This is a genomic window from Anoxybacillus ayderensis (assembly GCF_000833605.1).
Lineage (GTDB): Bacteria > Bacillota > Bacilli > Bacillales > Anoxybacillaceae > Anoxybacillus > Anoxybacillus ayderensis.
Genome location: NZ_JXTG01000007.1, coordinates 1 through 21,909 on the forward strand (window position 1 = coordinate 1; position 21,909 = coordinate 21,909).

At 41.3% G+C, this 21,909-nt stretch carries 48 protein-coding genes and 1 pseudogene; 43 read left to right on the forward strand and 6 right to left on the reverse strand.

What is annotated here, in order from left to right:
• The 3 genes and pseudogenes from JV16_RS07825 to JV16_RS07835 form a co-directional block, all read right to left on the reverse strand.
• Positions 1-208, reverse strand: a pseudogene (locus JV16_RS07825) (IS66 family transposase); the annotation flags it as partial.
• A gap of 87 nt (positions 209-295) precedes the next feature.
• Complete coding sequence (locus JV16_RS07830; RefSeq protein WP_042535092.1) at positions 296-1,183, reverse strand: serine/threonine-protein kinase; 888 nt, start codon at positions 1,181-1,183, stop codon at positions 296-298.
• Positions 1,184-1,492: 309 nt separating this feature from the next.
• Entirely contained in the window at positions 1,493-1,849 is a 357-nt protein-coding gene (locus JV16_RS07835) for a helix-turn-helix domain-containing protein (protein WP_042535094.1), read from the reverse strand.
• A gap of 176 nt (positions 1,850-2,025) precedes the next feature.
• Between JV16_RS07835 and JV16_RS07840 the strand changes: the two genes are divergently transcribed.
• Together JV16_RS07840 and JV16_RS07845 are read left to right on the forward strand one after the other, a co-directional pair.
• Entirely contained in the window at positions 2,026-2,253 is a 228-nt protein-coding gene (locus JV16_RS07840; protein WP_042535095.1) for a helix-turn-helix transcriptional regulator, read from the forward strand.
• Positions 2,254-2,293: 40 nt separating this feature from the next.
• On the forward strand, positions 2,294-2,548 hold the full coding sequence (locus JV16_RS07845; protein ID WP_042535098.1) for a hypothetical protein: 255 nt from the start codon (positions 2,294-2,296) through the stop codon (positions 2,546-2,548).
• Between the two features lie 24 nt (positions 2,549-2,572).
• Here the strand turns inward: JV16_RS07845 and JV16_RS07850 are convergent, their stop codons facing one another.
• Entirely contained in the window at positions 2,573-2,755 is a 183-nt protein-coding gene (locus JV16_RS07850; RefSeq protein ID WP_042535100.1) for a hypothetical protein, read from the reverse strand.
• A 139-nt stretch (positions 2,756-2,894) separates the two neighbouring features.
• Between JV16_RS07850 and JV16_RS07855 the strand changes: the two genes are divergently transcribed.
• Together JV16_RS07855 and JV16_RS07860 are read left to right on the forward strand one after the other, a co-directional pair.
• Positions 2,895-3,173, forward strand: a complete 279-nt coding sequence (locus JV16_RS07855; RefSeq protein ID WP_042535102.1) for a hypothetical protein — start codon at positions 2,895-2,897, stop codon at positions 3,171-3,173.
• 77 nt (positions 3,174-3,250) lie between these two features.
• Complete coding sequence (locus JV16_RS07860) at positions 3,251-3,634, forward strand: hypothetical protein (protein ID WP_042535104.1); 384 nt, start codon at positions 3,251-3,253, stop codon at positions 3,632-3,634.
• A 5-nt stretch (positions 3,635-3,639) separates the two neighbouring features.
• Here the strand turns inward: JV16_RS07860 and JV16_RS07865 are convergent, their stop codons facing one another.
• Positions 3,640-3,987, reverse strand: coding sequence for a hypothetical protein (locus JV16_RS07865; protein ID WP_042535105.1), 348 nt, complete (start codon positions 3,985-3,987; stop codon positions 3,640-3,642).
• Positions 3,988-4,123: 136 nt separating this feature from the next.
• Between JV16_RS07865 and JV16_RS07870 the strand changes: the two genes are divergently transcribed.
• Positions 4,124-4,384 carry a hypothetical protein gene (locus JV16_RS07870; protein ID WP_042535107.1) on the forward strand — a complete coding sequence of 87 codons (261 nt, stop codon included), beginning with the start codon at positions 4,124-4,126 and terminating at the stop codon, positions 4,382-4,384.
• Positions 4,385-4,424: 40 nt separating this feature from the next.
• Entirely contained in the window at positions 4,425-4,613 is a 189-nt protein-coding gene (locus JV16_RS07875) for a hypothetical protein (RefSeq protein ID WP_042535109.1), read from the forward strand.
• On the opposite strand, the gene JV16_RS07880 is transcribed toward JV16_RS07875, so the two are convergent.
• Complete coding sequence (locus JV16_RS07880; RefSeq protein ID WP_042535111.1) at positions 4,610-4,819, reverse strand: SIR2 family protein; 210 nt, start codon at positions 4,817-4,819, stop codon at positions 4,610-4,612. The genes JV16_RS07875 and JV16_RS07880 overlap by 4 nt on opposite strands.
• A gap of 73 nt (positions 4,820-4,892) precedes the next feature.
• On the opposite strand from JV16_RS07880, the gene JV16_RS07885 reads away from it, so the two are divergent.
• The 37 genes from JV16_RS07885 (at position 4,893) to JV16_RS15680 (ending at position 21,900) form a co-directional block, all read left to right on the forward strand.
• Positions 4,893-5,165 carry a DUF771 domain-containing protein gene (locus JV16_RS07885; RefSeq protein WP_084220313.1) on the forward strand — a complete coding sequence of 91 codons (273 nt, stop codon included), beginning with the start codon at positions 4,893-4,895 and terminating at the stop codon, positions 5,163-5,165.
• A 65-nt stretch (positions 5,166-5,230) separates the two neighbouring features.
• Entirely contained in the window at positions 5,231-5,752 is a 522-nt protein-coding gene (locus tag JV16_RS07890; RefSeq protein WP_042535113.1) for a helix-turn-helix domain-containing protein, read from the forward strand.
• Between the two features lie 17 nt (positions 5,753-5,769).
• Complete coding sequence (locus JV16_RS07895) at positions 5,770-5,949, forward strand: hypothetical protein (protein ID WP_042535115.1); 180 nt, start codon at positions 5,770-5,772, stop codon at positions 5,947-5,949.
• On the forward strand, positions 5,943-6,119 hold the full coding sequence (locus tag JV16_RS15665; protein WP_160289323.1) for a hypothetical protein: 177 nt from the start codon (positions 5,943-5,945) through the stop codon (positions 6,117-6,119). The genes JV16_RS07895 and JV16_RS15665 overlap by 7 nt, the downstream gene beginning before the upstream one ends.
• Positions 6,120-6,384: 265 nt before the next feature.
• The gene (locus JV16_RS07900; RefSeq protein ID WP_042535117.1) at positions 6,385-6,639 is read left to right on the forward strand and encodes a hypothetical protein; all 255 of its coding nucleotides are present in this window, start codon (positions 6,385-6,387) and stop codon (positions 6,637-6,639) included.
• A gap of 4 nt (positions 6,640-6,643) precedes the next feature.
• On the forward strand, positions 6,644-6,973 hold the full coding sequence (locus JV16_RS07905) for a hypothetical protein (RefSeq protein ID WP_042535119.1): 330 nt from the start codon (positions 6,644-6,646) through the stop codon (positions 6,971-6,973).
• Between the two features lie 305 nt (positions 6,974-7,278).
• Positions 7,279-8,259: a DnaD domain protein gene (locus JV16_RS07915; protein ID WP_042535121.1), complete on the forward strand. Its 981-nt coding sequence runs from the start codon at positions 7,279-7,281 to the stop codon at positions 8,257-8,259.
• A gap of 9 nt (positions 8,260-8,268) precedes the next feature.
• The gene (locus tag JV16_RS07920) at positions 8,269-8,469 is read left to right on the forward strand and encodes a hypothetical protein (RefSeq protein ID WP_042535123.1); all 201 of its coding nucleotides are present in this window, start codon (positions 8,269-8,271) and stop codon (positions 8,467-8,469) included.
• A gap of 5 nt (positions 8,470-8,474) precedes the next feature.
• On the forward strand, positions 8,475-8,636 hold the full coding sequence (locus tag JV16_RS15195; protein WP_084220315.1) for a Fur-regulated basic protein FbpA: 162 nt from the start codon (positions 8,475-8,477) through the stop codon (positions 8,634-8,636).
• Positions 8,611-8,733 carry a hypothetical protein gene (locus JV16_RS16095; protein WP_275451382.1) on the forward strand — a complete coding sequence of 41 codons (123 nt, stop codon included), beginning with the start codon at positions 8,611-8,613 and terminating at the stop codon, positions 8,731-8,733. The genes JV16_RS15195 and JV16_RS16095 overlap by 26 nt, the downstream gene beginning before the upstream one ends.
• On the forward strand, positions 8,730-8,894 hold the full coding sequence (locus JV16_RS15770; protein WP_167333728.1) for a hypothetical protein: 165 nt from the start codon (positions 8,730-8,732) through the stop codon (positions 8,892-8,894). Before JV16_RS16095 ends, JV16_RS15770 begins: the two co-directional genes overlap by 4 nt.
• Positions 8,891-9,373 carry a dUTP diphosphatase gene (locus tag JV16_RS07925; RefSeq protein WP_052481232.1) on the forward strand — a complete coding sequence of 161 codons (483 nt, stop codon included), beginning with the start codon at positions 8,891-8,893 and terminating at the stop codon, positions 9,371-9,373. The genes JV16_RS15770 and JV16_RS07925 overlap by 4 nt, the downstream gene beginning before the upstream one ends.
• A 1-nt stretch (position 9,374) precedes the next feature.
• Positions 9,375-9,635, forward strand: a complete 261-nt coding sequence (locus JV16_RS07930; RefSeq protein WP_042535125.1) for a hypothetical protein — start codon at positions 9,375-9,377, stop codon at positions 9,633-9,635.
• Entirely contained in the window at positions 9,632-9,769 is a 138-nt protein-coding gene (locus JV16_RS15775; RefSeq protein WP_167333729.1) for a hypothetical protein, read from the forward strand. Before JV16_RS07930 ends, JV16_RS15775 begins: the two co-directional genes overlap by 4 nt.
• Before the next feature lie 63 nt (positions 9,770-9,832).
• Positions 9,833-10,042 carry an XtrA/YqaO family protein gene (locus JV16_RS07935; RefSeq protein WP_042535127.1) on the forward strand — a complete coding sequence of 70 codons (210 nt, stop codon included), beginning with the start codon at positions 9,833-9,835 and terminating at the stop codon, positions 10,040-10,042.
• A 46-nt stretch (positions 10,043-10,088) separates the two neighbouring features.
• Positions 10,089-10,259 (forward strand): hypothetical protein, encoded by a 171-nt coding sequence (locus JV16_RS07940; RefSeq protein WP_244463807.1) that lies wholly within the window; start codon positions 10,089-10,091, stop codon positions 10,257-10,259.
• A complete protein-coding gene (locus JV16_RS07945) occupies positions 10,259-10,489 on the forward strand; it encodes a hypothetical protein (protein WP_244463809.1) in 231 nt (76 codons plus the stop codon). The genes JV16_RS07940 and JV16_RS07945 overlap by 1 nt, the downstream gene beginning before the upstream one ends.
• A 245-nt stretch (positions 10,490-10,734) precedes the next feature.
• Positions 10,735-11,463: a Rha family transcriptional regulator gene (locus JV16_RS15670; RefSeq protein ID WP_042535131.1), complete on the forward strand. Its 729-nt coding sequence runs from the start codon at positions 10,735-10,737 to the stop codon at positions 11,461-11,463.
• Positions 11,464-11,595: 132 nt separating this feature from the next.
• Positions 11,596-11,784, forward strand: a complete 189-nt coding sequence (locus tag JV16_RS07955; RefSeq protein ID WP_042535132.1) for a hypothetical protein — start codon at positions 11,596-11,598, stop codon at positions 11,782-11,784.
• 23 nt (positions 11,785-11,807) lie between these two features.
• Complete coding sequence (locus tag JV16_RS07960) at positions 11,808-12,251, forward strand: ArpU family phage packaging/lysis transcriptional regulator (RefSeq protein ID WP_042535134.1); 444 nt, start codon at positions 11,808-11,810, stop codon at positions 12,249-12,251.
• Positions 12,248-12,790, forward strand: coding sequence for a site-specific integrase (locus JV16_RS07965; protein ID WP_042535136.1), 543 nt, complete (start codon positions 12,248-12,250; stop codon positions 12,788-12,790). The genes JV16_RS07960 and JV16_RS07965 overlap by 4 nt, the downstream gene beginning before the upstream one ends.
• A gap of 150 nt (positions 12,791-12,940) precedes the next feature.
• The gene (locus JV16_RS07970) at positions 12,941-13,234 is read left to right on the forward strand and encodes a hypothetical protein (RefSeq protein WP_042535138.1); all 294 of its coding nucleotides are present in this window, start codon (positions 12,941-12,943) and stop codon (positions 13,232-13,234) included.
• A gap of 216 nt (positions 13,235-13,450) precedes the next feature.
• A complete protein-coding gene (locus JV16_RS07975) occupies positions 13,451-13,669 on the forward strand; it encodes a hypothetical protein (protein WP_042535140.1) in 219 nt (72 codons plus the stop codon).
• Between the two features lie 58 nt (positions 13,670-13,727).
• Positions 13,728-13,874, forward strand: coding sequence for a hypothetical protein (locus JV16_RS15675; protein WP_160289324.1), 147 nt, complete (start codon positions 13,728-13,730; stop codon positions 13,872-13,874).
• 128 nt (positions 13,875-14,002) lie between these two features.
• Positions 14,003-14,221 carry an HNH endonuclease gene (locus JV16_RS15930; RefSeq protein WP_244463808.1) on the forward strand — a complete coding sequence of 73 codons (219 nt, stop codon included), beginning with the start codon at positions 14,003-14,005 and terminating at the stop codon, positions 14,219-14,221.
• A gap of 120 nt (positions 14,222-14,341) precedes the next feature.
• Entirely contained in the window at positions 14,342-14,728 is a 387-nt protein-coding gene (locus JV16_RS07980) for a phage terminase small subunit P27 family (protein ID WP_052481234.1), read from the forward strand.
• A gap of 6 nt (positions 14,729-14,734) precedes the next feature.
• The gene (locus JV16_RS07985) at positions 14,735-16,462 is read left to right on the forward strand and encodes a terminase large subunit (RefSeq protein WP_042535142.1); all 1,728 of its coding nucleotides are present in this window, start codon (positions 14,735-14,737) and stop codon (positions 16,460-16,462) included.
• A gap of 28 nt (positions 16,463-16,490) precedes the next feature.
• On the forward strand, positions 16,491-17,651 hold the full coding sequence (locus JV16_RS07990; protein WP_042535147.1) for a phage portal protein: 1,161 nt from the start codon (positions 16,491-16,493) through the stop codon (positions 17,649-17,651).
• Positions 17,648-18,223 (forward strand): HK97 family phage prohead protease, encoded by a 576-nt coding sequence (locus JV16_RS07995; RefSeq protein ID WP_042535149.1) that lies wholly within the window; start codon positions 17,648-17,650, stop codon positions 18,221-18,223. Before JV16_RS07990 ends, JV16_RS07995 begins: the two co-directional genes overlap by 4 nt.
• On the forward strand, positions 18,220-19,497 hold the full coding sequence (locus tag JV16_RS08000; RefSeq protein WP_042535151.1) for a phage major capsid protein: 1,278 nt from the start codon (positions 18,220-18,222) through the stop codon (positions 19,495-19,497). Before JV16_RS07995 ends, JV16_RS08000 begins: the two co-directional genes overlap by 4 nt.
• A 14-nt stretch (positions 19,498-19,511) precedes the next feature.
• Positions 19,512-19,772: a head-tail connector protein gene (locus tag JV16_RS08005; protein ID WP_042535153.1), complete on the forward strand. Its 261-nt coding sequence runs from the start codon at positions 19,512-19,514 to the stop codon at positions 19,770-19,772.
• Positions 19,753-20,079 (forward strand): phage head closure protein, encoded by a 327-nt coding sequence (locus tag JV16_RS08010; RefSeq protein ID WP_042535155.1) that lies wholly within the window; start codon positions 19,753-19,755, stop codon positions 20,077-20,079. The genes JV16_RS08005 and JV16_RS08010 overlap by 20 nt, the downstream gene beginning before the upstream one ends.
• The gene (locus tag JV16_RS08015; protein ID WP_042535157.1) at positions 20,079-20,468 is read left to right on the forward strand and encodes an HK97-gp10 family putative phage morphogenesis protein; all 390 of its coding nucleotides are present in this window, start codon (positions 20,079-20,081) and stop codon (positions 20,466-20,468) included. The genes JV16_RS08010 and JV16_RS08015 overlap by 1 nt, the downstream gene beginning before the upstream one ends.
• Positions 20,465-20,788, forward strand: coding sequence for a tail completion protein gp17 (gene gp17 / locus JV16_RS08020; RefSeq protein ID WP_042535159.1), 324 nt, complete (start codon positions 20,465-20,467; stop codon positions 20,786-20,788). The genes JV16_RS08015 and gp17 overlap by 4 nt, the downstream gene beginning before the upstream one ends.
• 11 nt (positions 20,789-20,799) lie before the next feature.
• Complete coding sequence (locus tag JV16_RS08025; protein ID WP_042535160.1) at positions 20,800-21,369, forward strand: major tail protein; 570 nt, start codon at positions 20,800-20,802, stop codon at positions 21,367-21,369.
• Positions 21,370-21,433: 64 nt separating this feature from the next.
• Positions 21,434-21,721 carry a phage tail assembly chaperone G gene (gene gpG / locus JV16_RS08030; RefSeq protein WP_042535162.1) on the forward strand — a complete coding sequence of 96 codons (288 nt, stop codon included), beginning with the start codon at positions 21,434-21,436 and terminating at the stop codon, positions 21,719-21,721.
• Positions 21,722-21,732: 11 nt separating this feature from the next.
• Positions 21,733-21,900, forward strand: coding sequence for a hypothetical protein (locus tag JV16_RS15680; RefSeq protein ID WP_155732709.1), 168 nt, complete (start codon positions 21,733-21,735; stop codon positions 21,898-21,900).
• Positions 21,901-21,909 lie beyond the last annotated feature (9 nt).

Genomic DNA, 21,909 nt, shown 5'->3' on the forward strand with positions numbered 1-21,909 from the left:
GCAAATGGCTATTAGAGCTGTTTTTTTTCGTGCGTGCTTCCAGCTCTTGAACGCGATATGTCAGTTGTTCATTTTCTTTGCGTAGCTGTTTGTTTTCTTGACGCAAATGTTCATTTTCTTGAATGAGTTGATGAATGAGCTGTTTTTGTTGTTGGACTTTGCTGATTAAGCTCTCAACCGTAAATACAGCTTGTTGTACCGTCAACATGCGATTCACCTCCTTGTCTATCCGTATTCACATGATAGACAGGAAAACCAAAAAATATTCAGCTCACTTTATGAGGTGGCTGAATAGTTACTGCTGAATTAATGATTTGCAGGATCTATATCTTAAATGTGGTTGAACAGATAGTAGTCTGTTTACTAACCTTTCAAGTTTAGGATGTACCCCTTTATATAACTGAGATAGTGGGATGTACTCGTTGTTTAATATTTTGGAAACGAGTTGTACAGAGTTCATATGAGGGGTAAAGAATGGATGCCTCCCTGTCAAAGATTCATACAATACAACCCCAAGTAAATAGAGATCGGATCTAAAGTCTAAAGAAGTTTTAATATTTGCCAGCTGTTCAGGTGACATGTAGATTTTCGTTCCAATAATATGGAAGGCCTGGGTTAGAGCCTTTCCTTGAGTATCAAAGGCAATTCCTGTGTCTAATAATACAAACGTTCCATCAATCTTTCGCATTATGTTCTTAGGTTTAATATCACGATGAACCATTCCAATAGACCATAGGTGGTCTATAGCCGTAGTGATGTCCACACCAAGTTGTATGACTTCGCTTTGAGAAAGGGGACCTTTGCTTAAGACTTGAAACAAATCATGTCCTTCTATAAATTCTTCTGAAAAATAAAGGAATTTTTTTTCGTCGTAGTTTACGAGAGTCATTCCTATTGGTCCTAATTTCACAAGAGTCGGTGTATTACATTTTCGCATGATATCTATTTCCCTAGTTGCTCGAGCTAAAATCTCTGATTGAATATCTTGAGTATCATTTACATCTCCTGGTTCTTTTAAATCTGTTAATTCCAAGAATTTGAGAGTATAGTATTTATTATTAATTTTGCATTTAAAAACTTGTTTTTGCCCACCTTTATTTAAAAATTCTAAATCAGATATAGCATCTCGACAGGACTCAAGGATTTTTTTTACATCCTCAACAGATAAATTTGGAGATTTCATCGATAATCCTCCCTCATATATTATGTTGATAAAAAATTTTTTTACTGGATTTCGAGCTCACTGTGCCCCCTAACAATCGATTGATAATCTTTAATTTCTCTGAATTTGTTCATTTTTTCTCTCCCTCTTCCAAAATAAAAAAGACACCTTATCTATTTATTCCTCGGTGTCTTTTCCTGATGACTTATTCTTTTGTGCAGCTTTATGCATTACCCACTCGAAATGTTGAACAATCTCTCTGATTTCGTCTTCGGTTAGGTGACACCAACCTCTTTATGTTTTTGGTGTCTTCTCTTACTGTGTTTGTTGTTATTTATTATTCCGATCGCCTTCGCTCTTTAGAATTTCCCATATCTTCAAAAGCTGTTCCCGCCGTTCTTCCGGCGCCTCTGCCAGTTCCTTAAAAAACAGACCAAGTGACGGGTCTTTTAGTTCTTCAGGAATGCCATCGCTTTCCGACGGATTCGGATCGTCGGTACGACCGAGTAGGTAGTCGGTGGTGACGTTGAAAAAGTCGGCGAGTTTTTGAAGTGTTTCAGTATCAGGTGTTCGATTCCCGTTCTCGTATCCCGATATGGATACTTTTGTGACATTTATTTTCTTCCCTAGTTCTTCTTGGGTGAGTTTTTTTTCTAATCTTAGCCTTTTTAAACGGTCACCTAACACATAAAACACCTCTTTCTTGTGTTCATAATAATTATAAGTTAACAAATAGATAACATAAAGAGGGAAAGTTTTTTGTTAACTAAATAGAAATTTTTTATAAAAAAATACTTGAATGTTAACAGGAAGTTAATTATAATAAAGTTAACTTGATGTTAACAAAGAGGGGTGATAAACGATTGATTTTGGAAAAATTAAAAAGTATTCGTACTGAAAAAGGACTTAGTTGTAAGCAAGTTGCCGATTTAGTCGGCATTTCTAAAGAGTATTACTGGATGATTGAGAACGGAAAACGGCGATTAAACTATGAGTTGGCTGTGAAAATAGCACAAGTATTCGATACTAGCCCAGACAATATTTTTTTGGGTAACCAGTTAACTTATAGTGAACAAAAGCTAGCTCCTTGACAACTCAATCCCCACGACATGAAAGGAGGTGAGTAATTGTATGAAGCATGAAGCGCCTCAAAGTACAATGGATGATTTGCAGCAAATGTTTGAGCGTGTAGCTATATCTAAGTTTGCAGAAGTGAAAAACAGTTTTGTTACTTACGGAGAAGCACTCGTCTTTGTCCGTCAACAATCGAATGACGCGAAATGGAATCGTAACATTGTGCGTGAAGTAGTATGGGATCATGTGCACGACATGCTGGTACGAGAAATGAACGAGATGCCCATGATGTGCCAGAAGCCGAATAGGTAAAATTCGACTTCCAGCTTTCTATAACTACCCTAGCCTTTTAATCACATTTTTAAAATCGCTGAACGTATAAAATACATGTTTCATCATCAAAAGCAAGTTTTCTTTTTGGCTCTCCGTAAAATCGGAAGTTTCTAGGATGAAATTGATTTCTTGCGTAAACCGATCCAACGACTTATCTAGCTCTCGCTCGATATCCATTTTGTTCACTGTTATCACCTCCTTCCTGCCATAGCCATTCGACAAGAAGGAGGAAATTCCTACAAGGAGGGGATTGAAATGAATTTTTCTATTATGTCTTTTCTCATCAACAACTCAATCCCCACGACATAAAAGGAGGTGAAAGCGAATGACGAGCGAGCAATGCTTGGATGAAAAGCAAATTCTTCAAACCATCGAACAGTATGTTGAACAAGAATCTGACAAATGGGTTCAAAGCGTTCTAAGCAATGCAAAGACGGTAAGTGAGTTGACCGCAGCTCTTTGGGAGCATGGCAAAGTGAAAAAAGACGGAACTGAAGTTGAACGTATGCTACATCGCTTAATTTATGAGCGTGGTGCGGCTAAGATCAAAAACGTGATTAGGGAAGTTGAGAACCGCACGTTGGAGAGAGTGCCGTCCCCATAAGGAGACAGCGCACATGTTAATTCAGTTGTTGAATTTGATCCCTTAAAATCTCCACGACATGAACGGAGGTGAATGGAGTGTCAGAGAAAGAGCAAGAGCTCATCCGTAAGTTTGAAGAACTCGTTCTTACTCTTCCAGCGCATGAGCTAGCCGAAACGCTTGGGTGCAGTCAAAGGCAACTATATCGCTTAAGAAATCAAATCCGTAGCGGCTGCGAGGAAACATCAGCTGTTTCATACAAAGGTGTGATCACTTTACTGGCACAATACGTGCTTGATTCTTCGCTTCCTGAAGAGAAGCTTCAATGGATGAAAGCAGTCGGTATTAAAGAGTTTCCGCAACCAATGAAATACCATTATGGGACAGCGTGGGTCTTGTCTGAACAATATATTCGGGAAACCCCACTTGAAAAGCTCAAAGCGAGATTCCTAGACGTGAAAGACAAACCGTATCCTTTTTAAAAACATTAGATGGGTAAGACGTTTCGAATTTTGTTCAGATACTCTAACACACTTTTGAGACCCTCTTTGAAGCGATTTTCCATGTAGATGACGCCGAGGTCACTGAGCTGTACAAACCAAACGATGTCGTCTCCATAACGACATTCGATTAGACCAGCGCGGTGTAGTTCACGGCACGTTTCATCTACATTTTCAAAAGACCATTTAGGTGCGATCGTCTGATGGATGTCTTCTGAACTTCCAAACATTTTAGCTTGTGATTTCGGAACACCGTCTTTTAGTTTAGCGCAGTATTGTTTGTAAAGAAGACAAATCAAAGCATCAGCATCTTTAGTTAGTTGAATATCCACCATTTTCACCTCCTTCCTGACGTAGTCATTCGACAAGAAGGAGGAAATTCCTACAAGGAGGGGATTGAAATGGAATTTTCCATTGTGTCTTTTCTCATCAACAACTCAATCCCCACGACATAAAAGGAGGTGAAAGCGAATGACGAGCGAGCAATGCTTTGACAACATCGAACGGCATGTTGAACAAAACAAAACAGATCGCATTCGCCAAGTTTTAGATCAATTGAAAAAAGGCGATGGTGTTAAAGTTTACGATCGGTTGTCGTATGAGTTACGAAAGATAAGAACATCTGAAGCGGTTCAGACGCTCTTAGAGATAAAGAAACAAGAAAAAATAAGTGACAGTGACTTTATGGACTTCATTAGGTACGAACTTAGAAGACGTGGTGAGTTTTTATAAGTCTACATTCACTCATTCTACGAAAAAGGAGGTGAGTGGAATGACAAACAAACAACTGAAAACAGTTGTAGTCGATGTTCAGTCGATTCCCGCTTGGCAACAAATCAACAGTACACTACAAAATGCCATAATGCTCACAGAGTACGCCTTAGAAAAAGGGTGGAGCAAAGAGGAATTTGATAGAGTTATTCAACTTCTTTACTCCACTGTCGTTAAGGATAAGGCTTAACTAAAAAGATCTTTTAAGCGCCCGAGTTGTTTTTCAACGTCTCTGATCGCGTCCTGATTATCCAGTTTGATGGTTGTGCCGCATCTTGAACAAGAAATAGAACTGTTTGATTTAAAAGCTTTAGATGCGTCAAATGTGATTTTTTCAGAACACTTAGGACAAGACAACTCTAAATTTTGCCCTTTAAACAAATGGCTGATGTCCATTATGATAATCCCCTCCCTTCACCGCCATTATTCGACATGAAGGGAGGAAATTCCTACAAGGAGGTAGAGCGAATTGGATAAAATTTGGTGGTCGATGCAAGACCTCAAAGAACGCACAGGATATAGCGAGGATTGGCTCAAAGAGAACATCCTTTTGCATCCGCGCTATCGGCAAATGCTTGATTTAGAAAACGGTGGATTTGTGTATTACCCAGAGAAAAAAGGAGAGCGATGGTGCTTCATCGCATCGCGTATGGAAGAGTTCTTGCAAAAGTATTTCCGCGACATATTCATGAGAAAAGAAACAAAGACCAACAAAAACACAAAAACACCGATTGCTCAATGAGCCTGTTCTAATGATACTATAACATGCCATTCTCAATGGTGATGGTAGAAGGGGGAGAACAAACAATGAAACGTGGTAGAGCGGCCGATGCGGTGAAAGCGGCGCGGCAGGCGACAGGGATGACACAACAACAGCTTTCGTTTGAAATCTATGAATCTCGCGAAGCGGTTTCCCAGCAAGAAAACGGACGGTATCGGGTACAACCGAACATATCGAAATATTTCACCGAAAAGCATAACAATCCGTGGGTGGCATTAGAGGCAGCGGCGGAATACACAGGATGGGGACCAGTGAAGCTGGACGGTGAGGTGGTCGATCTACACCGTGCAAGCGTGGCGATGAAAACGAAAGAGGAACTAACTGAAGCGCTACAAGCGATTGAAAGTGTATGTGTAGCGAATCATCCTCGGGCGATTAGGGAGTACGACAAACAGCACTTGGAAGAAGCGATTTTGCAAGCGATTGACGCGATTGTAGCGCTCACGCAATATGTCGCGGTTATATGTGTCGATTACGGTTTTTCGTGGCTCAAAATGTGGCAAAAGCATCGTACGAAATTGCAGACGAAAGGATTTATTCGAAAATGACAAAGGGGGAAAATCAAATGATTCAGTTACCGAATTTAGCGGAAATGACGGACGTCGAAGCGATTCATTTTTACACAAGTGAATTTTTACGACTCTCGCGGGAAGGTCAGCTTAACAGCGAATATGGCAAAGCGTTGCTTGGATGGAAAAAGGAAATGAACAAACGCTTGGAACAATCACGAAAGGAGTGGTGGTAATGTATTTTGTCATTTCAGCAAGCCGTTTAATGAAAGCAAGTGAAGTGAGAAAGTTATGTGCCGAGTTTCGTAATGATCCAGCATTGCTACTCGCCTTGGAACTCACAGTAAAACAAGAGTGGTACAAAAGAAAAATGGCCAGTGCGCCAACACTAGCCATCGCTCAATAAATAACCGAACCTAATCACATTTTAACATAAACGATTTGCGAAAGGAAGGGCAAGCGCATGCTTGCCGATTGGAGTACAAGCAACAGGTATCTCCCCAGCCTGGAAATGGGTGTGTCCCCCAGCCCATCAGCTTGTACTTCAATCGGTGCGTATGCACACTAGACCGAGCGAGAGCTGGCGACGATCCGAAAGGGGAGCCGCGCCAAAATACATGAATGGTCATTGCGAAGACGTCTAGCCATTCATTTCAGAGGAGGAAGAAGTTATGCAAGATACACTCTTTTTACAAGAAGCGGATTTAGTGCAAAAAGCATCGCGGTGCATCGAGTACATACAGGAATCGCTTCAAAACCGCGACTATGAAACAGCGAAAATCGAAATGTCGGAGTTGCGTTTTTTGTTAGATGAGCTGCAAGTAATTGAGCAAAAGAAAGCACGTCGCGCGCAGCTGTTTGAAATCGTTGCTGATATGCGCAAGCGCGGCATTCAAATTGATTTTGTATCACGATTGCTAGGGTGATGGTATGACGCGGGAAGAGAAAAAGCAAATTCGTTTGCAAATCTTGCAATTGCTCGATAAGTGTGCAGGATGTGAAGAACGGCATAACGGTACACAAAGCGTATGTGTCATAAGTTGTCCGATCGGCAAGCAAATGCAACAGCTATCTGTGTTGTTATCGAAAGAAAGCCCTCGCATAAAAAGAGGCAAGTGGACCGAAGAGGAAGAGTTTTATCTATGGCAACATAAAGACATTTTCGATATTTCGGAGCTTGCTGCACGCTTGGAGCGAAGTGAATTATCTGTGTCTGCAAAGTTGCGCCAGCTTGAGAAAAAGAATGTTTTGTCTTGCTAGAAGGGAGGTTATGAAGCATCACTACATTGTATGCTTCATGCGCGTAAATATGCTATTTGAAGTAGAATTCGTAACCAAGAAAAACGGCTATTTCGAAACGATCCATACGGCACTCATTCACGCGCTCAATGTGTCATTTACATCCCACTACGTTCAGATAAAACTAGGGAAAAGGCGAGCGAGTGCCGTCAAATCGCATTAGAAATAGCCGACCGATTAGGAAAAGGTGATATACAGGTTTTTATTTCAGACTTCTAGGTTCATTATGCCAGAACATGATATGGAAAGCAAGGAAGGGGATATACATGGCGACAAAATTTCTTTTGAACGAGGAGCCGTTAGTGCTTTTACCGTCACTAGCGGCTATGATCGGCTTAAATGAAAGCATCGTGTTGCAGCAATTGCATTACTGGCTTGAACGCAGCAATCACATACACGAAGGGCATAAGTGGGTATACAACACATATGAGGAATGGCAAGAGCAATTTCCGTTCTGGTCGGAAAGTACGATTCGCCGTATCATCACAAAACTTGAAAAGCAAGGGCTTATTATTGCAGGGAATTTCAATCGCTCAAAGATCGACAAGACGAAATGGTATCGAATCAATTATGACAAATTGGCTGAGCTTGAAAATCCGATCTACAAAGTGAATGAACAAACGACTGTTCAAAATGACACATCGACTGCTCAAAATGAACAGACGACTGACGAAATCGACAGTCCATCTGCTCAAAATGAACAGTCCATCTGTTCAAAATGGCCATTCGATGTGCTCAATTTGAACAGACCAATACCAGAGAATACTACAGAGATTACTACAGAGAAAAAAGAAGAAGTAGAAGAAGAAGCACGCGTGCGCGAGAATCCATTCGCTTTCTTTGAACAAAACGGATTTGGCACGATTGGTGGCTACATAAGCGAAAAGATTTCAACTTGGATCGATGACACGTCTGAAACACTTGTTTTAGAAGCGATGAAAATTGCAGTAGAAAATGGCGTCAAGACGTGGAAATACGTTGAAACCATTTTGCGTGACTGGTCTGATAAGGGCTATCAAACCGTGGAACAAGTGCGTGCAGCGCAAAAGGCATTCAAAGAACAGCAAGCCAAAAAACGGAATGGCTCTAGCACGAATGGAAAAAAAGCCATTCGGACGGAGATTGTTCCAGACTGGTTGAATACCGACTATTCGCAATATGAACACAAAGCTGACGCAGATCAAGAAGCGCTCGAACGCAAGCGGCGCGAGCTAGAAGAGCGACTGAAAAAATATCGCAATGACTAGGTGAGCGCTATGCCGTACCCGATTTGGATTCGGTTAGAGTATCGAAACGACGTTGGGCGAATCGTTGGTTTCACTGGCAGTATTCCATCCGAAACAGCGTTGCGTGACGTATTAGAGCGATACGAGATTACTAGAGAACGCCTTGTGTCGCTTGAAATCAACGGCAAATCATATTCGCTGTCAAAACTTGATCGCTTTTTTCGGAGGTGAAACATGTGCTTTTACTCAAACATGTATTGATTCAACGTCTAAGGCGAAAAGGCGTTTTCGTGGCAACAGATGGACGGTCGCTATCGAAATTGACGTTAGAAGAGATTCAACAGGAATACGAAAGAGCGGAGGGGGAACGTAATGAACTGGTCAGAAGCAACGCTTAGACAGTTATACGTTATCGTGCGATATGAACATTGTCCGATTCAATATAAACAAATGGCGCTAAAAGAAATACAAAAACGATTGGAGGATTTGCGATGAGTCGTAAGTCTTTACATGGTCCAGTTGTGGTTAGCTACTTAACACCAGAAGAGTTAGAGGCGTACCGAAGCCGTCCACGCAAAAAATATTACGATGAAGATAACCGTCGAATCATTGACTGGCGCTGGCCACAAAACAGAAAGAAAAGGGGAGCAAAATGATGGATTTATCCAAGCTTTTTGACATGCAGCGGGAACTGGATGAGCGGATTGAGAAGCAGCATCCAAGGCAACCTGATGACAGAAGAATTTACTCTAAGTTGCTTGCCTTACTCGTAGAGATCGGGGAGCTGGCAAACGAAACTCGATGCTTTAAGTTTTGGAGCAACAAAGGACCTTCATCGAAAGCAAAAATTCTTGAAGAAGGCGCAGATGTATTGCATTTTCTCTTGTCGATTGGCAACGAGATTCATGTTAAACCGTCAGTTGAAATTATCCCAATCACAAAAATATCGCTCGATGCACAATTTTTAGCGTTATACGACCAAGCAAGGCTCGCGAACATTAAAGAGCAATGGGAATGGACGTTCAATCTCTATGTCGGATTAATGGAAACGCTCGGATTTACTTGGGATGAAGTTGAGGCAGCGTATATGCGCAAAAATGCAGTCAACCATCATCGCCAGGAAAGTGGGTATTGAGATGAACGCGAAGCATTGGATGAATGAGCTTAACAAAAACCAAATACTTCGCAACGTGCAAAAGTTGCTCGAAACACAAACGGAAAAGGGGATTGAAAAATACGGCAAAACCGTCAATCCAAGCGACTACACATTTTTGGGGTGGTTAGAGCATTTGCAACAGGAAATGGTCGATGCCATCGTATATTGCGAAGTGCTGAAATTTAAATACGCTTACTTAGTTGCGCTTGAGAAGCTACATTCGGACGTGAATGCTGAATGAAACGTCGTAAGCGGAAAGCCAAATGGTATTTGCTATATCGAAAGGAAAATCGCGATGCGGTTTATGTATATGAGCCGTTGCGCAAGTATGAGCTACAAAGCCGACTTCGACGCGGATGGAAAGTGATTGAATAAAACAAAAAAGCCGGGATTCCTCCCGACAGCCTAACTTTATTATACCACAACGGAGGGATTCCGGTGAGCAAAAGAGCACAAGAATTGCAGATTGATATAGATAATATGATCGTTTCACACCCCGTCGTGCCAGGGAAGGTGCTTGTGATTGTCGTTGACGGCGTGCAAGGGAAAGCGAAAGTAGCGGAAGCGGTTGAACATGGATATACGATCATTGAAACAGCAAAAGGAAAAACCGCGCGGATAAAATACGAGGAAAGCGAGTTGTTTTGAAGTGAAAATTGCGGTTCATGTGTATGAGTGTGAAAGTTGCGAGGTAATGTTTGCAGTTTCGCAAGACTTTGAAGAACAGCATCTTGTGCAATGTCCGATTTGTAAGACGGACAAGGCGCTTCAAGAAGTATCGTCTGGAGAATTGCACATTCAACGGAAACAGACATTATTTGTCGTTCCAGAGGGGCAAACAAACATTTATGAGTTCTTGGGGTGATGATATTGCTTACATTGCCGCCAATTTCTGAAGACGATGTATTGGAGCTAAAGGATTACATCAGCTTTTCCGAAAGTGCATTTGGATCGCCGGAGAGCGAATCTTTACGTCAGCTTTTTGACTTTCTATACGACAAATACGAAGAAATCGAAGCCGAGCGATGGCGTAATGATCCACAAAACTGGGGCGCATGCAGTAAATGGCCACGTGAAGATGATTTGCCGTTTTAAATTCTTTTATACATTAAGCTTCTCCTCGGATCAGCAAATTGATCCGAGGAGAATTCCAATAAGGTTAATAAAGTCTAAGTTGATTACCCGAGGCCGAACGGCCATTAGGAAAAAATTAAAAAAATATTCATTTAAAAATAATTTGGTAATTACTTTTTGAAAAAATTTTTTATGCATATTCATCCCTCCTTAATAAAGAGGAAAAGAGGGAGAAAATATATTTCTTTTTAAGGAGGAAAAATAGAATGAGCAATCTAGTTTTCATTGATAATGGTCGCGCTGTTACGGATAGCTTAACGGTAGCGGATTGTTTCGGAAAGCGACATGCAGACGTTTTACGAGATATCGAAGTGCAACTCGACAAACTTAATCAAGCTGGCGAAAGAGAATGGGGGTTGAGCAACTTTGCGCAGACCCATTACCAACATCCTCAAAACAAGCAGTTTTATCGTAAATACTTGCTAACAGAAGATGCATTCGCTTTAGTTGCTATGAGTTACGTCACTCCAGAAGCGATGAAGATGAAGGTGAAATTTATTCAAGAATTTAAGCGAATGAAAGAACAGTTGCTTGTTCTACATGCACCGTCATATATGATTGAAGACCCGATTAAACGAGCGGAGCGATGGATTGAAGAACAACGGGAAAAGCAAGCATTGGAGCAAAAACTTGCGTTAGCACAGCCGAAAATTGAACAACATGATCGGTTTCTTAGCGGTGAAAATTATCAGAAGGTTGGCGAGGTTGCGAAAATTCTTGGATACGGTCGCAATAACTTTTTCAAGAAGCTACGGCAAATGGGCTTGCTGATGAACGACAATACACCTTATCAAAAATATATCGATCGCGGATACTTTGTGGTCAAAGAAAAGCCGATTCAAATGGGCGATCAAATCATCAACAAGCCACAAACTTATATTACGGCAAAAGGAATTGCGTACATCGATAAGCTTTTACATCACCAGACAGCTTGATATAATGGAATTAAAACCAAATATGTCCAAGACCGAGAGCGTGAGGACACTGATTGTACAGAGTAGCAAAGCTATCTCTGTATGATTGGTGTCCTCTTTTGTTTTACCAGAAAAACGAAAGGGAGAGGTACCATGCGAACAATCCAGCAAGAATTAAAAAAATGGATGAAAGTCAATAAAGAACGTCAAAACAAACGGAAGAAAGCGCGTAAAAAGAAACGGGGTAAAGAGCGGCTGACGGAGCGAGATATTAAGGAGTTAATGGGCGTCTGTCGCCCAGTGTATAGACGTGGCAAGGGTGGGGCATTTCGACAGCGATAATCACTATTTCGGAGGTTGGGAAGATGGATTTTATGTTACCTGAAATCGATCGAAAAGCGACGAAAAAAGCGGTAGAAGCGGCGCTCGAAAAATATCGCATTTTCTTGCTGACATTGAAATTAGACCAGCTGCCAAAGGTGACTCAACACTACTCGCTCGTTCCTACAAAAACAAATCAGTTCCACTCCTCAACCGAAGAAATAGCCATTAGAAACGCAGATTACGAGCGGGAGAGAGCGGAGTACATTCAGCGTATCATCGAGGCGGTGAATCGTCTCGATTACTGGGAACGAGCGATTATTATTCAGCGATATATGAATGGAGAAGAGGTATTCGATTACGCCGTTTACAACGAGCTAGGGATGAGTCATCGGCATTATTATCGTTTAAAATCAAGGGCATTTTACAAGCTGGCATTCGCTCTTGAAATCGAAGTGTATCGGAAAAGAAGGAGGGACGAGCCATGAACTTTGTTCAACCGATTCGTGATACTGAAAAGATTGCAGCAATGAAAAAATACTTGTTACAACGAAGCAAACGAAATTACATTTTGTTCATCATTGGGATTAATACAGGTTTGCGTATATCGGACATATTGCAATTGAAGAAGGAAGACTTGCTACAAACGCATTTGAAACTTCGAGAAAAGAAAACGAGAAAGGAAAAACGAATCCGCATTCCGCCAGCGATACGGAAAGAGTTAATTGAGTACGCGAAAACGCTCAAAGACGGCGAATATGCTTTTCGAAGCCGACAAGGCGGGAACCGTCCTATTGACCGTTCAACGGCGTATCGCATTCTTCGTGAGGCGGCCGAATATGTATCGTTGGATGAAGTGGGTACGCATACGTTGAGAAAGACATTTGGCTATCATTTTTACCAGCAAACAAAAGACGTTGCCATGCTTCAAGAGCTGTTTAACCATTCGAGTCCACACATTACATTGAAGTATATCGGCGTCAACCAAGATGCCATGGACAAAGCGATGATGAAATATAAGATATGATTTTTCTTTTTTAGCTATTAGTACAACATAAAAAATCATGGTGTGCACTCGTTTTGCAAAATGGTTTGAAGCTAGAAAAATCAAGGGGTTTCATCATTGGGCGAGTGCATCAGTCTGTAAATTGAAGTGAAGTCATTGGAGGGAAAGTAGATGTTGGTCGAGGAAGCGAAAAAGCGAATCGAATATTTGCAAGAATACATTCAGATGCTTGAAAGCTACACACCAACAACGATGGAAGAAGAAGCGGTGTATTTGTATGTGCAGCTGGAAAGCGTCACGAAAGTAGTGCAGGAACTTAACAAAAAAGGCTATCGGATCGGGAACAGGAAGCTGACGACGGTGGATGTATCCAACATTATTCGAAGCAAACCGATAGACGAAATGCATGAAATGGCCAAGCGGATGTTTACGAAGAACAGGAAGCGGGGGAGTCGATACTGGTAAGCGGATGATGGCACAATCGTGGCACAATTTTGGCACAAAGATGGCACAACGTTTTCGTTTAGAGGTGTTATGATGATAACGTGAAAGACTTTGGTTGAAGCGGGACGCCACTTCATATGGAGTGGCGGTTATTATTTTTGTCGAGATTTGACGAACGAACGGTGTAGGAATATGCCTCCTTTTGTCGTATTGAGTTGGCGAAAGGAGGGAGAGACTATGGCAAAACAATATCAAGTGGAGTTTTTTAACGATAATAATCAATTGTTAGGTAAATTAACTCATTCAGCCCAAAATATTGATGAAGCAGTTCAAGAAGTTACGATGATGATAAACAAACAATTTAGTATTGTCACTATGGAATATGGAAAAGATATTGAGCTGAGAAATGTAATATTAACACCAAAAATATCTAGATTCACAGTAGTATCTATATAGTAATTCTTTAAAAGCATCCTTCGGGGTGCTTTTTATTTTATGAAAGGAGCTGATATACATGCAAATCATCCGGGAAACGGCTACGCATATTCAAAAGTGGGATTCAGAAAGTAAGCGAGTTGTAATGGAGCGAAAAGAAGAGATGGCAGAGAAGAAACCGGCACAAAACAAAGCAACGACTAAAAGTAAAGTAGCTGATAAATAATGCGATATTGCAACTATAACGGCTGTAATCGTCGCATTGTTCGAGGTTTGTATTGCGACGAACATAAGCCTAAACGAAAGCACCAGTCGAAAAATAAACCGTTCTATCGGTCACTGGAGTGGCAGCGAATGCGTGAATACATCTATGAACGTGATGGAGGTTGCTGCAAAGAATGTGGACGATTTGTATTTGGGAGGCAGGCGCACATTCATCACATTGTGCCGATTAGCGAAAATCCTTCTCTTAAACTTGACCCTAGCAATCTTATTTTGCTTTGCGAATCGTGCCATAAGAAGGTTGAAGAAGGAAGTCGGAAGTGGGAGGAACGACCGTATTTCTTTTGTTGATATAATGTATATTTATTACATTTAGCCCCCCTACCCTTGATTTTTGGGTGATTGTGGGAAAAAGACCGCGACCGGCCTCAAACGTGCGCCAAAATGAAATTTTCAAAGGGGGTGTGAAATTTGGATAAAAAAATAAAAGCGGCACTAACGAAAAAACGAAAAAAGGAACGGGAGCGGATTGTTGGTCTACTCAAGGAAAATGGCACTTACAACAAGTCACTTGAGCCGTTGCTAGAGTTGTACTTAGATGCCTACATGGTTTATTCGCAAGTGTATGAAAAGTGGCAAGAAGAAGGATTTCCTGCAACAAAATCACATACAAACAAAGCTGGTGCAACAAATGAGATGAAGCATCCACTTGCTCAACAAACGGCCGATTGGAATACGAAAATGAGCAAGTTGTTGGAACAGTTAGGATTGACGCCAAAAACGCAAAAACAGATTACTGGGGAAGTGGCGAATGCCACAACAGACGCTTTTCAAGCATTTGCGAATAAATGGGACTGATGTTTTATGATCGAGCGTGGTGTGAATTATGCTGACCAGTTTGTAAAGAAGGTGAAGCGAAACAAAAAGAAGTATCCGCAAACGGTTCAGAAAGCTGTTGAGCGTTATGAACGTTGGAAGAAGCGAAAAGACATTTGGCTTGATTTAGACGCTGCTAATCGTGCGATGGATTTCATGGAAACGTTTTGTATTTATGCAGAAGGAGAAGTCGCTGGGCGGCATTATGAGTTAAAAGATTGGCAACGGTTTGCATTCACAAACATTTATGGTTGGAAAAAGAAAGATGATAACGGTCAAGATGTGCGAGTGATTCGTACAAGCTATATTCAAGTTCCGCGGAAAAATGAAAAAACAACGATTGCAGCTGGTGCAGCAACCTATGCGTTATATGCAGATGGAGAGTTTGGTGCCGAATGCTACACTGCTGCGGTAGATAAAGAGCAAGCGAACATATCTGCGAAAAAAATAGCGATTACGATTGAAAACAGTCCTGACTTGAATCAGCGAACACAAATTTATAAGGGACCAAAAGGTGGCGTGAATGCGATCGTTTACTCTTTTACGGTCAATGGCAAAAAGTTTAAAAATACATTGCAGCCACTGTCTAGAGAAACGAAAGGACTTGATGGGAAAAATCCTCATTTTGTCCTTTTAGACGAGGTACATGCGCAAGGAAATGCAGATATGTATGATGTGTTAAAGTCTGGTATGGGTGCAAGGAGACAGCCATTAATGATGATCGTTTCGACAGCTGGTAAAGGTACAACGTCTGTCGGTCTACAAATTTATGATTACTGCAAAAAGATTTTGAATGGTGAGATTGACGATGATTCTTGGTTTGTACTCATTTATGAGCCAGATAAAGGCGACCGATGGGATGATCCTACAGTTTGGGCAAAAGTGAATCCAAACTACGGGATTTCGGTGAAAAAAGACTATTTGATGAATCAGTTTAAAGAGGCGCAAGTGTCCGCCGAACGAAAAGACGAGTTTTTAGCAAAACATTTGAACATTTTCGTTCGTTCCAGTGGCACTTATTTTGAAAGAGATATTGTTGAAAGATGTTTAGTTAACGACCTAGGTGATTTAACGGGTATGACGTGCGTGGTCGGCTTGGATTTATCAAAAACAACCGACTTAACGTGTGTGAGCTTGAACTTTCCTGTTGTGGACGACAGCGGAAAAGCAAAATTGAAAGTAAAACAAATGTATTTCATTCCATCGGAAGGACTAGAAGCTCGTGAAAAGATGGAGAACATCCCTTATCGCCATTTAGTGGAGCGTGGTTTTGTGACTTTGTGCGAAGGGAAAACAATCGATTATGATATGGTGTTTGAGTACATTAAGGAACAGTCACAAATGTACGATATTAAACAAATTAACTATGACCCAGCGCATGCGGTCAAGCTAGTTGAAAAGTTAGAAATGGAAGGTTTTGATTGTGTAGAAGTGCGGCAATATCCTTCTACACTCAATGCGCCTTTCGATGATTTAGAAATTTTAATGTATGAGAGGCGCGTCGAAACCGACAATCCATTATTGATCTACTGTACGGAAAATGTCGTTGCTTTTATCAACACACAAGGGCTCAAAGCACCGTCGAAAAAACAAAGTCAGTACAAAATTGATGGTTTTGTGGCCATGCTTACAGCTCATAAGGAAACGATGAATATGATGATGGACGTTAGCGAAGAAGAATATATGGCAATGATTGAAGTGCTTTATAAGCGATGAAGGATAAGCGATGAAGGAGGTGAGAACGTTGGGATTATGGCAGCGGCTTTCTGGATGGTTTAAACGCTCTAAATTCAATGTCTTTAACAACTTTTACTGGAACTACGGTGGTTATGTGACCGACGAAAACATTCTTCAATCTTCTGACATTTATAATTTGATGAAATTAATCAGTGACCAAATTGCGCTCACTGATTTTTTTATTGAGGACGAGGCAGGAAAGGACATTAATGACCTATATACGTTACGGATTTTGCGCAATCCAAATCAATATTTGACTGAATTTGAAATGAAAAAACTTATCGTCAACACGCTCTTAATACGTGGAAAAGTCTACATTTTCAAAAACGGAAATGAATGGCACGTATTAAATGGGGTCTACTCGGAATTGTTAGAGGACGGAAGCAAAATTTACAGCGTTGGTGGCGTTCAAATCCCTGCGGAAATGATTGTTCACGTTAAAAATATTGGGACGAATCATTTAGATGGTGTAGGATTGCTAGATTTAGCACGCCAAACGCTCGAAGGGGTCATGAATGCGGAAAATAGTTTAACAGACAAGTATAGAAAAGGTGGATTGCTTGCGTATTTGTTGAAATTGGATACGCATATTGCACCAAATAACCAAGCGCAAAATGCAATGATTATGGCCATCCTTGACAAGCTAGAACAGACTGGACAAGGGAATAAAATTCAGCTAATTCCACTTAGCAAAGGATATGAGATTGAAGCGTTACAAAGCCCAGTGGATGACGAGAAAATTCTTAAATATCTTTCGGTGTATAAAAAAGACTTAGGTAAATTTTTGGGCGTGGACTTGGAACATTTGCTTGAATTGCAAAAGACGGATATGGAGCAATTCATGATGATGCTTTATACGACTGTACTACGTCCGATTATAAAAAACCTTGAACAGCACTTGTCAAAGTTATTTTTCCCTCAAGGCGGGCGCCGGATTCGCTTCAAGATTAACCCGTTAGATTATGTGACAATGAAAACGAAAACGGACATTGCTTACAACTTGGTGCGAACGTCCATTGCGTCACCGAACGATGCGCGCGAAATGCTTGGATTTGATCGTTTAGAGCAAGAAGAAGCGAAAAAACTATACATTTCAAAAGACTTAATCGGTCTCGATAATCTGGAGGCGACGTTAAAAAAGGTGATTAAAGGAGGTGAGACGCCATGAATGAGAAAGAAAAGCGAATTTTTACGCTCTCGAACATTGAAATACGCGCTGGAACCGAAGGAAGCTCGCAAGTCATTGAAGGCTATGCGAGCATTTTTGATTCTCCGACCATGATTGGAGATATGTTTCAAGAAACGATTGCCAAAGGAGCATTCGCCAAATCATTAAAGGAAAAAGCGGATGTCCGTGCGCTCTTTAATCACAATTGGGATTATGTTTTAGGGCGGACGAAAAGCGGTACACTCACGCTCGAAGAAGATGAGAAAGGGTTGAAATTCCGTGTTACGCCACCAGATACGATCTGGGCAAAAGACTTAATGATTTCCATGCAACGCGGCGATATCAATCAATGTTCGTTTGGCTTCCAAGTCGTTCGGGATTCATGGAACTGGGACGTAGACCCAGCCCAACGAACCATCCAAGAAGTAAAGCTTTATGAAATTAGCATTGTGAGTCTTCCTGCTTACGAGGATACAGAGGCATATGTGCGCGACAGGTTTACAGAACAGCGAGAACTTCATTATGAAAGACAAAAACTAATTAAACAAATTGAGGAGGCGTTGAAACGATGAAAAAGTATTTATTACGGCGTAAAGCGCAATTGGAAAAACGATTAAAACAGCTTAAAGATTTATTAGAAAAAGGTTCTGAAACTCGTTCGATGGAAGAAGTACAGGCAGAAGTCGATGAATTAACAGCTGATTTAGATGCGGTAAACGAGGCTCTCGCAGAGTTTGATGAAACAGTTGATAACGATAGTAGCGGTGATGATGAAGGGGGAGAAGATGACGAGAACGAAGCCGATGAAGAACAAGATGAGGACGAAGGAGAAAAGCGCTCTATCTTAACACAAGAACAGCGTGCTGGTTTAACAAATATAATTAACCAATCTCTTTCCTCTCGTGTCCAAGTAAAAACAAATGAAATGAAAACACGCAACGCTTTTTGCCGATATCTTGTAGGACAAATTAGTGAAAGCGAAGCTCGGGCAATGGGAGTTCAGACGCACGGCGGCAATGTACTTGTTCCGGAGTCGTTAGCGAAAGAAATTATTGCCTATGCCCAAGAAGAAAACTTGTTACGAAAATACGGAAAGGTTGTACAAACAAAAGGGACACAAGGCTTTCCGATTTTAATTAAAAAAGCGAAAGCAAACCGTGTGAAAACAGAGCGTGCATTGAATCAGCCGATTCCAGAGACAGATATCGAGTTTGATGAGTACTATTTGAATCCAACGGAAACGGATGCACTTGTGCTTGTCACAAAGAAGCTTCTTGCAATGAGCGAGATGAATGTGGAACGAATCGTTGTGGATGAATTGAAGAAAGCTTACGTACGTGAAGAAGCGGAGTTTTTCTTCAATAGTGCAGACAATCCAGGTGCGTTGATTCGCAAAGCGGTCGCTTTTACACCGACAGCAACGGACATTTACGACAAGTTTGTGCAACTTAAAAACAGTTTGCCAACGTCCATGCTTAAAAACGCGCGTTGGATGATTAACCGTGCTGCATTGACGGCAATTGAAACAATTAAAACGGCAGATGGATTCCCACTTTTGCGCCCAGATATCGGATTAGAAGGTGGCTTCGGCTATCGCTTACTCGGTTTCCCGGTTGATGTGACAGATTTCGTGGATGCAGGTACACCGAATATTCAGCGCTTGTATTTTGGTGATTTTTCAACGTTCTACATTCAAGATGTTATCGGAACAATGGAAGTAACGAAATTAATTGAAAAATACGCTGATACAAACCATGTCGGTTTTAAAATTTGGCACTTGAATGATGGACAGCTTGTATATGGTCCGTTTGAGCCATCTGTCTTTAAACTTGAGTTAAATGCGTAAGCGGGTGAAGAGGCATGGCAGTCTCTGTTGACATGTTAAAGGAACATTTGCGAATCGATGGGAGCATGGAAGACGCCATGCTCTCTTTCTATTTAGAAACAGCCAAAAAGTATGTAAAAAACGCAACAGGAACGGAAGCAGATCATTTAGTGCTCATCGTTGCTTCTATTTTCTACGAATATCGGGTGAGCGAAGAAGAAATGGGCAAAGCCTTTGATGCATTGACGCCATTTTTTGTGCAGGAGGCAATGACAAATGGCGCGACGACTGACTAACCAATTTAAACATCGCATTACAATCCAGCAGCAAACCGAAGAACAAAGTGAAAATGGTTTTTTGTCGCAAGAATGGCAAGACAGGCATCATTTATGGGCAGCGATTAAAACGTTGCGTGGGCGAGAATATTATGAAGCGGCGACAACGCAAAACGAAAATACAGTTCGTTTTGTCGTGCGCTACACAGCGGAGATTACACCCGATATGCGTATTCAATATAAAGGACGCACGTTTGAAATTTTGTCTGTCATTAATGATGATGAGTGTAATGTCACGATGACGATTGTGGCAAAGGAAGTGATGTGATGGGTTTTAAATTAGAAGGTGTGCAAGAATTGTTGCGGAAGTTGGAGACGTTGGGGAACGAAGCTGAGCAAGTCAAACAAGAAGCACTTATGGCCGGTGCAAAGGTGGTTCAGGAAGCGGCTTCACAAAAAGCTCCACGAGACACGGGAAAACTTGCTGAAAACATCGTTATTTCTGATATCAAGGAAGATGGAACAGTAGATATCGGACCAGATCGCGATCGTTTTTATGGATTGTTTGTCGAATTCGGTCGAAAAGCGGGAGAGAAAAAAGGGCGAAAATATCCGAAAGCAGACCCTCATCCTTTTTTGCAACCAGCTTTTGAGGAAAACATCGATCGTGTGCAAGATGAAATGGCCGATGTCATTCGGCGGGAGTTGGGGTTATGAGCTTAAACAAGATGATCATCGACACACTGAAACATGTTGGTGTTCCTGTTGCGTTTCAAACGTACAGCGGTACAGCAACGACTTATATCACCTTTTTTGAATACAACCAGTTTTCAGCACTAAATGCAGACGATGAAGAACAGCAAACAGCTCATTTTATACAAGTCGATGTGTGGTCAAAAGGCGACTACACATCAATAGTTCAGCAAGTGAAAGAGAGAATGATAGCAGCAGGTTTTCGTCGCACATCAGAAGTTGATTTGTTTGAGGAAGAAACGAAAACGTACCATAAAGCAATTCGATTTTCTTATATTTGTTAGGAGGGAATACGATGGCAGTAATCGGTTTAAAGCATCCATATGTGGCTAAGTTGATTAAAGATGATTTCACTGGTGTTCAGTACGATACGCCAAAACGATTGGCGAAAGCAATTGAAGCAAAAATTAGCCCGAAGGTAAACACAGAAACGTTGTATGCGGATGACGGACCAGCTGAAGTTGCTTCGTCTCTTGGCGAAATTGAAGTGGAAATTGGAGTAGATGACATTTCAACAGAGATGCAGGCGTTTTTGTTAGGCGCAACGATTAACGATGATGGTGTCGTTATTCAAAAAAGTGGTGATACAGCCCCATATGTTGCGCTTGGATTCGTTCTTCCTCTTTCGAATGGGGGACAGAAATATGTGTGGCTATACAAAGGGAAATTCGAATTACCGGAAGAGCAATATAAAACAAAAGGGGATAAGATCGAATTTCAAACGCCTACACTAAAAGGCAAATTTGTAAAACGGGAATTTGATGAAGCATGGAAAGCGTCGGTGAATACAAAAGACCAAGGTGTGGATCCAGCAGTCATTCAAAACTGGTTCAGCGCCGTGTATCAGGAAACAACAACGCCATAAAGGCCATAAAGGGAAAGGGGGAAGCCCTTTCTCTTTTTCAATTTCATAACATGGAGGGATAAACATGCAGGTTACATTATTAATCAATGGTCAGGAGAAAACATTTACTGTTCCGTTTGTCAAAGCACGTATGTTTCGTCGAGCGTTAGAACTGCGCAAAAAATATGACTTTAACAATATTGATGTAGAGGCACTAGATTCCATTATTGCTTTTATTGTCGAACTGTTTAACGGACAATTTACGGTCGATGAATTTTACGATGGTATTGCGGCGGATCACCTCATTCCAACAATTTCGGATTGCATGAATAAAGTTATTGGGGTGGCGAAAACGAGCGACCCAAACGTGTAACGGGGTCTGAAATGGACCCATATGACGCGGTGAAAGAGTTTTACCTCACGCATATTAAGAACGGCATACCGATGTACCTCGTGGATGAGATGGACATCGGTTTTTATTTTGAACTTCTAGACTATGCGGAGGAAAAAGAGACGCGAAAAGAACGGCTGATGATTGAGCAGTTGTTGTAAAGGTGGTGA